The 12,351-nt window shown below is 62.5% G+C and carries 11 protein-coding genes; 6 read left to right on the forward strand and 5 right to left on the reverse strand.

All coding sequences use genetic code 11. The features are described from left to right. Window positions 1-144 precede the first annotated feature (144 nt). Both SKTS_RS02350 and SKTS_RS02355 read left to right on the forward strand, forming a co-directional pair. Window positions 145-861 carry an ABC transporter ATP-binding protein gene (locus tag SKTS_RS02350; RefSeq protein ID WP_173059762.1) on the forward strand — a complete coding sequence of 239 codons (717 nt, stop codon included), beginning with the start codon at window positions 145-147 and terminating at the stop codon, window positions 859-861. Between the two features lie 237 nt (window positions 862-1,098). Further along, window positions 1,099-2,319 carry an ABC transporter permease gene (locus tag SKTS_RS02355; RefSeq protein WP_173059765.1) on the forward strand — a complete coding sequence of 407 codons (1,221 nt, stop codon included), beginning with the start codon at window positions 1,099-1,101 and terminating at the stop codon, window positions 2,317-2,319. Window positions 2,320-2,426: 107 nt separating this feature from the next. On the opposite strand, the gene SKTS_RS02360 is transcribed toward SKTS_RS02355, so the two are convergent. Next, window positions 2,427-3,146 carry a sulfite exporter TauE/SafE family protein gene (locus SKTS_RS02360; protein WP_173059768.1) on the reverse strand — a complete coding sequence of 240 codons (720 nt, stop codon included), beginning with the start codon at window positions 3,144-3,146 and terminating at the stop codon, window positions 2,427-2,429. Window positions 3,147-3,166: 20 nt separating this feature from the next. Next, window positions 3,167-3,523, reverse strand: coding sequence for a dihydroneopterin aldolase (locus SKTS_RS02365; RefSeq protein ID WP_173059771.1), 357 nt, complete (start codon window positions 3,521-3,523; stop codon window positions 3,167-3,169). Between the two features lie 88 nt (window positions 3,524-3,611). Here SKTS_RS02365 and plsY point away from each other — a divergent pair, with 88 nt between their 5' ends. Together plsY and SKTS_RS02375 are read left to right on the forward strand one after the other, a co-directional pair. Next, the gene (gene plsY / locus SKTS_RS02370; RefSeq protein WP_173059774.1) at window positions 3,612-4,235 is read left to right on the forward strand and encodes a glycerol-3-phosphate 1-O-acyltransferase PlsY; all 624 of its coding nucleotides are present in this window, start codon (window positions 3,612-3,614) and stop codon (window positions 4,233-4,235) included. Beyond that, window positions 4,232-5,020 carry a hypothetical protein gene (locus tag SKTS_RS02375; protein WP_173059777.1) on the forward strand — a complete coding sequence of 263 codons (789 nt, stop codon included), beginning with the start codon at window positions 4,232-4,234 and terminating at the stop codon, window positions 5,018-5,020. The genes plsY and SKTS_RS02375 overlap by 4 nt, the downstream gene beginning before the upstream one ends. On the opposite strand, the gene tsaD is transcribed toward SKTS_RS02375, so the two are convergent. From tsaD to SKTS_RS02390, 3 genes are all read right to left on the reverse strand, one after another. Then, on the reverse strand, window positions 5,017-6,048 hold the full coding sequence (tsaD, locus tag SKTS_RS02380) for a tRNA (adenosine(37)-N6)-threonylcarbamoyltransferase complex transferase subunit TsaD (RefSeq protein WP_173059780.1): 1,032 nt from the start codon (window positions 6,046-6,048) through the stop codon (window positions 5,017-5,019). The two genes, SKTS_RS02375 and tsaD, sit on opposite strands and share 4 nt — an antisense overlap. Next, entirely contained in the window at window positions 6,042-7,349 is a 1,308-nt protein-coding gene (locus SKTS_RS02385; protein WP_173059783.1) for an adenosylmethionine--8-amino-7-oxononanoate transaminase, read from the reverse strand. Before SKTS_RS02385 ends, tsaD begins: the two co-directional genes overlap by 7 nt. A 188-nt stretch (window positions 7,350-7,537) precedes the next feature. Then, entirely contained in the window at window positions 7,538-8,206 is a 669-nt protein-coding gene (locus SKTS_RS02390) for a Yip1 family protein (RefSeq protein WP_173059786.1), read from the reverse strand. 362 nt (window positions 8,207-8,568) lie between these two features. On the opposite strand from SKTS_RS02390, the gene SKTS_RS02395 reads away from it, so the two are divergent. Continuing rightward, a complete protein-coding gene (locus SKTS_RS02395) occupies window positions 8,569-10,635 on the forward strand; it encodes a DUF6600 domain-containing protein (RefSeq protein WP_198420411.1) in 2,067 nt (688 codons plus the stop codon). 282 nt (window positions 10,636-10,917) lie between these two features. Next, on the forward strand, window positions 10,918-12,210 hold the full coding sequence (gene dsrA, locus SKTS_RS02400; protein WP_173059789.1) for a dissimilatory-type sulfite reductase subunit alpha: 1,293 nt from the start codon (window positions 10,918-10,920) through the stop codon (window positions 12,208-12,210). Window positions 12,211-12,351: the final 141 nt, after the last annotated feature.

Raw genomic sequence — 12,351 nt, forward strand, 5'->3', positions numbered from 1 at the left:
GCTACGTGATGGATTGCACGGTTATTGCGGCACATGGCTGCGTTGCAACTCCTTGGAATGGAACGACCATTCCGCGTCGTTGCGCCTTGCCCTGCACCGCAATAACCGCACACTCCAGCACGTTCAACTGAGGTTTCTAGGTTGATGGGCGACGCGATAATCCGTATCAGCGGCCTGAGCAAGAACTACGTCACAGTCGCCGGCCCGGTGCCGGCGCTGGAGAACATCGACCTGGAAATTCTTCCCGGCGAGTTCGTCGCCATCATGGGGCCCTCCGGTTCCGGCAAGTCGACTTTCATGAACATCCTCGGTTGCCTGGATGTGCCCAGCGGCGGCGCCTATTACCTCAACGGGACCGATGTCAAATCGCTCGACAAGGACCAGCTGGCGAGGCTGCGCAACGACGTGATCGGCTTCGTGTTCCAGGGGTTCAACCTGCTGCCGCGCGCCAACCTGATCGACAACGTGGCACTGCCGCTGGTGTACGCCGGCGTGGGCAGGGCGGAGCGGAGCAGGCGGGCGCAGGAGATGCTCGACAAGGTGGGGCTGGGCAAATACGGCGCCTCGCGCCCCAACCAGATTTCCGGCGGACAGCAGCAGCGCGTCGCCATCGCACGCGCCCTCATCAACCGGCCGCGCCTGATCCTGGCCGACGAGCCGACCGGCAACCTGGATACCAAGACCAGCCAGGAAATCATGAACCTGTTCACCGCCCTGAATCGCGACGAAGGCATCACCGTGGTGCTGGTCACCCACGAGGCCGATATCGCCAACTACGCCGGCCGGCTGGTGCGCTTCATCGACGGACACAAGGCCCATGACGGCGCGGTCGATCACGAATTGCATGGAGCCCACGTGTGATCCTAGAAACTTCAGTTGACCGCTCGACTTGGTGCTTAATGCAATGAATTTAATATGTTTCTTCATGAATCGAGGGTTCACCCGTTTGGCGAGGGCGCTACGTGGTGGATTGCACGATTTTTGCAGCGCATGGCGGCGTTGCAACTCCTTGGAATGGAACAACCATTCCGCGTCGTTGCGCCTTGCCCTGCACCCCAAAAACCGCACACTCCACCACGTCCAACCGAGGTTTCTAGGATGATCACGCCGATGCTGAGCGAAGCCTGGAGCGCCATGGGCGCGAACCGCCTGCGGACTTTCCTGACCATGCTGGGGATGATGATCGGCGTGGGCGCCGTCATCCTCATGCTGGCCATCGGCCAGGGCGCGCAATTCCTGGTGGACCAGTCCATCGCTTCGATGGGCAGCAACCTGTTCATCGTCCTGTCCGGTTCGTCCACCTCGGGCGGTGTGCGCATGGGTGCCGGCGCGGCGCCGACCCTCACCCTGGGCGACGCCCAGGCCCTCGCCGAACTGCCGAGCGTCGCCGCCGTGGCGCCCAATTCGCCCGGAACGGCGCAGCTCGTTTACGGACCCAACAACTGGAGCACCCAGGTGATCGGCACCCTGCCTAGCTATCTCGAAGTACGCGACTGGGAGCTGGCCAGCGGTTACCCCTTCACCGACTCGGACGTGCGTTCCGCCACCCGTGTCGCCCTGCTCGGCCAGACCGTGGTGAAGAACCTGTTCGGCGACGAAGAGGCAGTGGGCAAGACCATCCGCATCAAGCAGAGCCCCTACCAGGTCGTCGGCGTGCTGGTAGCGAAGGGGCAGAGCCTGGACGGACGCGACCAGGACGATACCGTGCTGATCCCCGTCACCACCGCCCAGCGCAAGCTGTTCGGCTCCCAGTTCCAGGGCACGGTGCGCTACATCATGGCGCAGGCCGCTTCGGCCGACGCCATGCCAGCCGCCGAGCGCGCCATCAATCAGCTGCTGCGCCAGCGCCACCGCATCAAGGAGGGAGCGGACAACGATTTCATGGTGCGCAACCTGACCGCCCTGGCGAACACCGCCGCGGAAACCACCCGCGTCATGTCGCTCATGCTCGGCGCGATCGCCTCGATCTCGCTGCTGGTGGGCGGCATCGGCATCATGAACATCATGCTGGTATCGGTCACCGAGCGCACCCGTGAAATCGGCATCCGCGTCGCCATCGGCGCGCGCCAGCGCGACATCCTGCTGCAGTTTCTGCTCGAAGCCATCATCATTTCCATCGTCGGCTGCCTGGTGGGCGTGGGCCTCGGCATCGGTGGGGCGATGCTGGTGAATAAAATCACCGGGACCGCCGTGGTGATCACCCTGAGCTCGGTCATCATGGCCTTCATGGTGGCGGCGGCGGTGGGCGTGTTCTTCGGCTTCTATCCCGCGAGGAAGGCCGCCCGGCTGGAGCCGATCGAGGCGCTGCGCTACCAGTAGCGACCCAAAGGCGCTACTCTAAACAGGTCAGCCAAGTATCCTTCCAGTCGTTTTCAAAGGGCGGGAACAGGAAACGGCACATTGCGGAAGTTCCCTTCTGTGAACCTCTAGCCCCAGGCCTTCCACACCAAGGAAACGCCGCTGCCCAGCAGTAGTGCGCCGATCAGCCTGAGCATTTGCTGGTTTGACATCCCGAGGTGAACCTTGTGTCCCAGCTTCAGACCCAGCGCCACGATGGGCAGCGCGCCGAGGTAGGCCAGCAGCAGGCCCGGCTGCAGCAGCAGGCCGGTGACGAGGAAAGCCACCAGGCGCGAGCCGCCATCGATGGTGAACAGACCGGAAAAAGTGGCGCGCAACTCGGATTTGTCGCGCAGGCGGTGCGAGAGGTAGACGATGTAGGGCGGGCCGCCGGTGCCGAACAGTGCGCCCACCGTGCCGCCCGTCAGTCCGGCCGGGATCGCCCACCATTGAGAAATCGGCTTTTCGTTGTGCAGGTTGAGGATGTTGCGCACGCCGAAGGCCATCACGAACAAGCCCAGGCCGAGCAGCAGCGGTTCTTTTGGCAAATGGATCAGCAGCGCCACGCCCAGGCCCACGCCGATCAGGCTGAAGGGCAGCAGGGGTTTGATTTCCTGCCAGTTGACGTGCTGCCGTGCGTTGCGCCCCATCACCAGCGAAGCGCTGAAATCCAGCAACAATATGAAGGGGACGACGAACTGCAACGGCAGGAAGTGCGCCAGCAAGGGCACGGCGATCAATCCCGAGCCGAAGCCCGAAATGCCGCGAATGAAATAAGCCAGCGCGAGAATCAGTGGCGCGGCGATCAATGCCTCGCTGCTGAAACCGGTCAGGATTTCGCGCCCCGCTCGATGGTGATGCCCAGCCGCTTCACGCCGCGGATGAGGCCCAGCTTGGTGATGCTGATTTTGATCCAGGGCGCGCCGAATTCCGTCATGACGAGCTGCGCGAGGTGTTCGGCGAGCGCTTCCACCAGGGAGAAGTGCTTTTCCCCCAGCACTTGCTGGATGCGTTCCACCACTTTGCCGTAGTCGATGGTGTCGGCGACGTCGTCAGTGGTGCCGGCGCGGCTGTGGGGCAGGCCGATTTCCAGGTCGAGCTGGATGGTCTGCGGCACTTCCCGTTCCCACGGGTAAACGCCGATAATGGTTTCGGCGCGAAATTCGTTGAGGAAAATGATGTCCATGGTGTGTGGGCGCGGTGGTTATGCGGACGCCCCGTTTTGCCGTAAAATTCGAAGCCTGCGATTTTAAGTGATTAAGAGTGCCCTTACCATGCCAACGCTAGTTTTTATTGTCGCCGCCTACCTGATCGGTTCCCTGTCCTTCGCGGTGATTGTCAGCAAGTCCTTCGGCCTGGCCGATCCGCGCTCGTTCGGTTCGAAAAACCCGGGCGCCACCAACGTACTGCGTACCGGGAAGAAGCTGGCCGCCGTGCTGACCCTGCTGGGCGACGCGGCCAAGGGCTGGCTGGCGGTGTTTCTGGCGCTCAGGTTCGGGGCCGGCTATGGCGTGGGTGAAGCGGGCGTGGCGGCGGTGGTGCTGGCGGTATTCCTCGGGCACGTGTATCCGCTGTTCTTCGGCTTTCATGGCGGCAAGGGCGTGGCCACGGCGCTGGGCATCCTGCTGGCGCTCAACGTCTGGCTCGGCCTGGCGGTGCTCGCTACTTGGCTGCTGGCGGCATACATGTGGCGCACTTCGTCCCTGTCGGCGCTGATCGCGGCGTGCTTCGCGCCGCTCTACGGCTACGCTATCCTCGGCCTCGGCTATTACACCCTGGCCATCGTGCTGCTCTCGTTGCTCCTGCTGTGGCGCCACAAGTCCAATATCCAGAACCTGCTCTCCGGCAAGGAGACGCGCATCGGCAACAAGCCCCAAGCGGGCGATTCGCCGCCATGACCTGGTTCCAGAAAGAAATGGATTATGCGCGGGAAAACCTGGAACAGGTTTCCCGTACCGCCATTGATCACGCCGCGGACAAGCTGAACGTCGTGGTCAGGGACGGGGTAAAAGAGGCCAGCGGCGAGTTGCGCGAGGCGGTGTTGAACGCCAGCCGCGAGGTCGACCACAAGCTCGACAAAATTTCCGCCGAACTGCATAACCAGCGCCAGTTCACCAAGGACGACGTGGTGGAACTGGTGGACTACGCCGCCGAAAAGCTGGGTTCGACCATCGACGAACGCGTCCGCGTGATGCGCGAGGAAATCACCGCCCTGGTCCAGGACCGGGTGGAGTACCTCAAGCACGAAGTGGATGATTTTTTCATCCAGCGCCAGCAGGACCTGGCGCGCGAGCGGCGCCGCCTGATCGCCAACGTGCTGATCGCGGTGACGGCCTCTCTGGCGATGGGCGTCCTGTCGCTGATGTTCCACCGCGTCGGGCAGGGCAGCCTGGACATGCTGGGGATCTTCCGCATCGTGTTCGCCTCGCTCGGTGGCGGTTACGTGGTCTACCTGCTGATTAACATGGTCATCAAGTACCGCCGTATGTCCGAGCATCGCAAGGATTTCGTGTTTCTGACCATGAAATACTGGGGCATCCTGCGGCCGGAAAGCCTGTTCAGCCACGTGTTGGTGCTGCTGTTCCTGCTGGTGTTGGGCGGGTTGCTGGTTTTTCCGGAATACCTGGGACGCTGGCTGGGCAGCGAGACCTTGCTGCGCTGGGCCGCGCAGTTGAGGCACTAATCCGGCGCGTCGAGCTGCGCCAGATCCCATCTCGGCTTGATGGGGAAATTCATGGTGCGGCGACCTTCGCGGCGCAGTCGCATGGCGCCGGCGAAGGCGATCATCGCGCCGTTGTCGGTGCAGAATTCCAGTTTGGGATAAAACACTTCGAAGCGCTTTTTCGCCGCAGCATGGCTGAGGCCCTCCCTGAGCTGTTTGTTAGCGCCTACTCCGCCTGCCACTACCAGTCTTGAAAGACCGGTTTGCCTGAGCGCGGCGACGGCTTTCTTGCTCAGCACCTCCACGATGGCGTCCTGGAACGCCAGGCAGATGTCGGCGCGGGTTTGCTCGTCCAGTTCCTGTGCGTCGTTCCGGTGCTGGTTGGCCAGCGTGAGCACGGCGGTCTTGAGGCCGCTGAAGCTGAAGTTCAGGTCGCCGCTGTTGAGCATCGGGCGCGGCAGCTTGAAGCGTCCCGGCGTGCCCCGCAGCGCCAGCTTCGACAGCGCCGGCCCGCCCGGATAGCCGAGCCCCAGCAGTTTGGCGGTCTTGTCGAAAGCCTCGCCGGCGGCGTCGTCCAGCGTGTCGCCCAGGGTGGTGTACTGGCCGATGCCGGTCACTTCCATGAGTTGCGAATGGCCGCCCGACACCAGCAGGGCGACGAAGGGAAAAGCAGGCGGGTTGTCTTCCAGCAGCGGCGCCAGCAGGTGGCCTTCGAGGTGGTGCACACCCACGGTCGGCACCTTGAGGGCGAAGGCCAGCGCGGCGGCGATGCTTGCGCCCACCAGCAATGCCCCGGCCAGGCCCGGCCCTTCGGTGTAGGCGATGCCCTCGATGTCCTGCAGGGTGCAGCCCGCTTCCTTCAGCACCTGGCGGGTGAGCGGCAGCACGCGGCGGATGTGGTCGCGCGAGGCCAGTTCCGGCACCACGCCGCCGTACTCGGCGTGCATCGCCACCTGGGAATGCAGGGCGTGGGCGAGCAGGCCGCGCTCGGTGTGGTAGAGCGCGACGCCGGTTTCGTCGCAGGAGGATTCGATGCCGAGAACTAGCATAGTTGTTCCAATACCTTGAGTGTGCCGCCGATCAGCAGGTCGATTTCTTCCTCGCTGATGATGTAGGGCGGCATGAAGTAAACCGTGTTGCCCATGGGGCGCAGCAGCAGTTCGTTTTCCAGCGCCAGCTGGTAAAAAGCGCGGGAAAAATGAGGGGTGTCGTTTTCGGCCTCGAACGCCCAGATCATGCCGGTGTGGCGGAAATTTTTAACTTTGGGGTGATCGCGCAACGGCTGTGCCGCCTGAGTCAGGTAGGCTGCCTTGGCGCGGTTGGCGGCGATGACCTGGTCCTGCTCGAAGATGTCCAGTGTCGCCAGCGCGGCGCGGCAGGCCAGCGCGTTGCCGGTGTAGGAGTGGGAGTGCAGGAAGCCCCTGGCCGTTTCGTCGTGATAGAACGCCTGGAAAACCTCGTTCGTGGTCAGCACGGCCGAGAGCGGCAGGTAGCCGCCGCTGATGCCTTTCGACAGGCACATGAAGTCGGGCCGGATACCGGCCTGCTCGCAGGCGAACATGGTGCCGGTGCGACCGAAGCCCACCGCGATTTCGTCGGCGATCAGGTGGACCTTGAACTCGTTGCAGATGGCCCGTGCCTGGCGCAGATATTCGGCGTCGTACATGCCCATGCCCGCCGCGCCCTGCACCAGCGGTTCGACGATCAGGGCGGCGGTTTCGGCGTGGTGCTGTTCGAGATGGGCGCGCAATGCCGCGGCGCAGCGCAGGGCGAAATCGCGCGCCGATTCACCCGCTGCAGCGTTGCGCCAGTCGGGTGTCGGTACCTGGGTGCTCTGTCGTAGCAGGGGCGCGTAAGTATCCTTGAACAGCGCCACGTCGGTAACCGATAGCGCGCCGATGGTTTCGCCGTGATAGCTGTTTTGCAGGCTGATGAAGCGGGTCTTGTCCGGCACGCCGCTGTTGCGCCAGTAGTGGAAGCTCATCTTCAGCGCGATCTCGGTCGCCGAGGCGCCGTCGGAGCCGTAGAAGCAGTGCCCCAGGCCGGTGAGACGCGACAGGCGCTCGGAAAGCTCGATCACCGGCTGGTGCGTGAAGCCGGCCAGGATCACGTGTTCCAGCGTGTCCAGCTGGTCCTTGATCGCCGCGTTGATGCGCGGGTTGCAGTGGCCGAACAGGTTGACCCACCACGAGCTGATGGCGTCGAGGTAGCGCCGTTCCTCGAAATCGTACAGCCACACGCCTTTGCCGCGCGCGATCGGCACCAGCGGCAGCGTTTCGAAATGTTTCATCTGGCTGCAGGGGTGCCATACCGCGTCGCGGCTGCGCTGCAGGAAGTCTTGGTTTTTCATGAGAGATAAGGACGGCGTTGGTCGATTTGCCGCGGGTTTTCAGGGAAACTGCGGCGTTCCGGTAAACGCGGAGTCTACGCTATCGGCGGACAATCGCACAACGATGCGGCCCGCTTGTCGGCGCGGGACTCGGGAAGGACGGGCAGGCCAGCCTCGCGGCGGGCCTGCCCCAAATTGTTTGCTGGAAATCAGGCGGCGAAGCCGGTGACGTAACCCCAGGTAAGGAAGGTCAGATACATCATGGCTGCCCAGCCAACCATGCCGACGGTCAGCAGCACCCAGCCCATCAGGATGCCTTCTCCTTCTTCCTCGATCTTGAGCACCGACGGCGTTGCCGAAAAAAGAATGTACAGCGACAGGATCAGGGCGAAGGCGCCCAGCGTCGCCACGATGGCGAGGTTCGGGATGAACAGGGCGAGCGACACCAGCCACAGCGGCGTCGGTGAAATTGCCGCCAGCGTGTAGGCGTCGCGGAAATCGACCTTGCGCAACTGGATGAGGACGCCCTCGCTCGGTTGTTCCGGCGTCGGGTAATCCAGCATCTCGTAGCGCGTGTGCATGATCCGGAAAGCCGCGTTGCCCATCCCTTCGATGAACCCGGCAAGGATGAACGACATCACCAGTTCAGCGGCGTAGAACACCGAAGCGATGACGGCCATCTGTTTTTCGTTGAGCCCGCTGAACTGCATGTCGAATTGGGTTCCCGCGTAATAGAACATCAGCGGCGGAAGCGCCGAGAGCGGCACGACGTAGAACAAAAACAAGGCAGCTGTGGGCACGTGCTGTTGGCGTATCCAGCGCGCCACTTTTTCGAGATGCAGGCCGCTTGGCATGTGAGGTGGATGAGCTAATTGCATGATCTTTCTCCTGAAAGCAGATTGTGCAAATGGCCTTGTGACAAACCGCACCGATGGCTGACGTATGAAGCTGCGCGACGGGCGCTTCGTGTAAGGCCGTTCGTCGAACTATGTGCGTTAGATGCCGTGATTTCGTCCCAAGTTCCGGAGGGACGCTGCGAGTACCTGCAACCTTGTAAACGAACTGTCTCGCCGGATTCGTTGTCAACCGTTTCTCTTGTGCCGCGTGGATAGATATACAGTGCGAGTAAGCTCAAATTAGGCATTTCTGCGCAATGACGCGAATGTGCGGTGCGCGCAATCTGCCGTTTGACATGCCGGCCACGCAGGCTGAAGTACCTGGGATAAATTGGAGAGCAACCATGGACGCCACCAGCAACGTAATCCACGCAGGGGCAGTTTTACGTGGCGGCACGTCTGTGTTTCGTGCACTGATGTTCATCATCGGCGCCTTCGCACTGTTGTCCAGCGCCTTGGTTCAGGCCGACCCGCCGGCGCGCGTGGCCCGTCTGGGCTATATCGGCGGCGCGGTGAGTTTTTCCCCCGCGGGTTCCGACGAGTGGGTGCAGGCTGCGCCGAACCGTCCGATTGTCAGCGGCGACCGCCTGTGGGCGGACGAAGGTGCGCGCGATGAACTGCAGATCGGCAACGCCGCGCTCCGCATGGGCGGCGATACCAGCATCACATTGCTGAATCTCGACGAACGTCTGACGCAGGTGCAGTTGACGCAGGGCACGCTGAACGTAAGGGTGTGGCAACTCGGGCCGGACGATATGTTCGAAATCGACACACCCAATCTGGCGCTGGTGCTGCGTCAGCCCGGCGATTACCGCATCGATGTCGACCCAGACGGCGATGCGACCACGGTCTCGGTGCGCAGGGGGCTGGCTGAAGTCTATGGCGAAGATGCGTCGCGGACCATCAACGAAGGGCTGTCGTATCGCTTCGGCGGAACCGGCTTGCGCGATTACCTCTATACCGGACAACCCTCCTTTGACGATTTCGATGCCTGGAGCGCGGAACGCGACCGCCTTATCGATAACTCCATCTCCGCACGTTACGTATCGCGCGATACCATCGGCTACGAAGATCTGGACGCGAACGGTTCCTGGCATGTCGATGCGCAATACGGCAACGTGTGGATGCCGTCTTACGTCGTGGCCGGGTGGGCGCCATACAGCTACGGGCACTGGATCTGGATCGACCCCTGGGGATGGACCTGGGTGGACGATGCGCCGTGGGGCTTCGCGGTATCGCATTACGGCCGCTGGGCGCACATCCGCGGTCGGTGGGGCTGGGTTCCGGGGCCGATCGCGCTACGGCCGGTGTATGCGCCGGCCTTGGTGGCCTTCGTCGGCGGCAGCAATTTCCGGCTGTCGCTTTCCGTCGGCAACATGGTCGCCGGCGTGGGCTGGTTTCCGCTTGCACCACGTGAAGTTTATCGGCCGTCCTATCGCGTGAGCCGCGGCTATTTCACCAGGATCAATGCCAGCAACACGCGGATCGATGCCCGGCGCATCGGCGATTATTACGACAACAAGAATGTCGCCAATATCAATTACGCCAACCGGCATGTACCGGGCGCGGTCGTCGCCGTGTCCGCGTCCGTATTCGAGCAGTCGCGACCGGTCGGGAGAGCGGCAGTCAGGCTCTCGCCGGGCGCCATCGGGACAGCGGCGGTCATGCAATCAGCGAATGTGGTGCCAAGCCGGCTTAGCCTGACCGGTGCCGCCACGCCGCGGGCGCGGCCGTCGCGGGATGTGCTGGCGCGCCCGGTCCTGGCGAGAACACCGCCTCCGCCTGCGCCCGTCCCGTTTGTCGAGAAGAGAAGAGCGCTGGAAGCACAGCCCGGTCGTCCGCTTGACGAGGCGACGATTGGCAGCCTGAAGCGCGAGGCGCCGGCGCATGCGCCTCAAGTCAGGTTGCTGCGCCCATCGCGAGAGGGCGTGCCGTCTGCCGCGCCGGTGCAGCAGCCCCCAGTCAGGCAGCAAGACAGGCAAAGTCTGCAGCCGGGCCGCAGCACCCCACCCGAGTCGCGCGGGCAGGAGAGGGAGAGGGCGCCCGAAGTGGTTCGCCCTGCCCCGCAACCGTCGCTCAGGACGCGGGAGCCATTGCCCCAGGCGCAACCGGAAGTGGTCGTGCCGCAGGAACGCCGCATGATCTCCGCGCCGCGCGAGCAGGAGCGAGCGCCCGAAGTGGCTCGGCCGGTGGAGCAGCCACCGGTCAGGACGCGGGAACAACTGCCGCAGACACAGCCGGCAACAGTCGTGCCGCAGGAGCGACGTAGGATATCTGAACCCCACAGACAGGATGAGCGGCCTGACGCCGTCAAACGTGAAGCGGTGCACACGGAAAAACGCGAAGCAAGCCAAAAAGAAGAGCAACCCGGGCGCGAAAACGAAGACAGGATGCGCATGCGGCAACGCTAGAACAACCTCGAAAAGGCGCTGCTATGGCAGTGCTTCGCCCGCCCCATCCGGCGCCCGCACAGTGCGGGGCCTCCATTATTTCGAGTCCATCAGGTTACCGATTCTGTAGCCATAAAATACAGTGTTCGCTGTATGGCACGCCCACAATCCCCACTCTATTCTTGCCTCATATTGCGGATGAGAGTTGTTTTCATTTGTCGCTCGAATCGCAGGCAGATAACGCCATTCATGGCGTCATGACAGTGTTGTTTCGGTCACCGGACAGACGTAAGGAGAAAGGAAATGAGCGAGAAAAAATCGGATACCCCCATGCTGGATGAGCTGGAATCCGGGCCCTGGCCCAGTTTCGTCACCGGGATCAAGCGACTGGCGGAGAAAAATGCCATCGCGTCGGGGCTGCTGGGGCAGCTGGAGCATTCCTACCAGACGAAAAAAGGCTTCTGGAAGGGCGGGACGGTCGGTGTGTTCGGCTACGGTGGCGGCGTGATCCCTCGCTTCACCGAGCTCAAGGACGAAAACGACAAACCCCTGTTCCCGGATGCGGCCGAATTCCATACGCTGCGGGTGCAGCCGCCGGCCGGAATGCATTACGACACGAAAACCTTGCGCCAGTTCGCCGATATCTGGGAGCAATACGGTTCCGGGCTGATCGCGTTCCACGGCCAGTCGGGCGACATCATGTTCCAGGGCATCACCAGCGCGAATCTCCAGCCCGCCTGGGAAGCCATCAATGCCATGGGCTTCGACCTGGGCGGAGCCGGGCCGGCCTTGCGCACGTCCATGTCGTGCGTCGGCGCCGCGCGCTGCGAGATGTCCTGTTTCGATGAGGCCAAGGCCTTGCGTACTGTCATCAACAGCAACCTGGACGACATGCATCGCCCGTCCCTGCCCTATAAATTCAAGTTCAAGTTTTCCGGTTGTCCGAACGATTGCGTGAATTCCATCCAGCGCTCGGACATGGCCACCATCGGCACCTGGCGGGACAATATCCAGGTCAATGAAGCGCTGGCACGCGACTACCTGAACACGCATGGCATGAAGAAGCTGGTCAACGACGTCATCAGGAAGTGCCCAACCCAGGCGATCACGCTGGCCAGCAAAGAGGATATTCAGTCAGGAAGCAGCATTTCCAGCGTGGCGGTGGACGACGAGAATGTCTTGCAGATCGAGAACCACGACTGCGTGCGCTGCATGCACTGCCTCAACGTCATGCCCGGCGCATTGCTGCCGGGAAAGGACAAGGGGGTGACCATCCTGGCGGGCGGGAAGGGCGTGCTGAAGATCGGCGCGACGATGGGGACCGTGATCATCCCTTTCATGAAGCTGGAAACGGAAGAGGACTTCGAGAAGCTGCAGGAGCTTTCCCGCAACGTGCTGGATTTCTTCGCCGAAAACGCGCTGGAGCACGAGCGTACCGGCGAGATGATCGAACGCATCGGGCTGGTGAATTTTATCGAAGGCATCGGCGTCGAGATCAGCCCGGAAATGATTGCCCACCCGAGATCGAATCCCTATGTCCGCATGGATGAGTGGGACGAGGAAGTGGAGAAGTGGCAACAGCGCGCTTCCGCGTAAGCTCGTTTCGACTGATTTAAAGCATATTTCCTTGATCGCCGGCGCCTGCAAGCCCAGGCGCCGGCCCCAACCTCAAGCGTGCCGGAGTAGTCGTTCCTCGTCTGCGCGCATTCGCAAGAAATAAATTTCATCCGAATTCCC

The sequence above is a fragment of the Sulfurimicrobium lacus genome (assembly GCF_011764585.1).
GTDB lineage: Bacteria > Pseudomonadota > Gammaproteobacteria > Burkholderiales > Sulfuricellaceae > Sulfurimicrobium > Sulfurimicrobium lacus.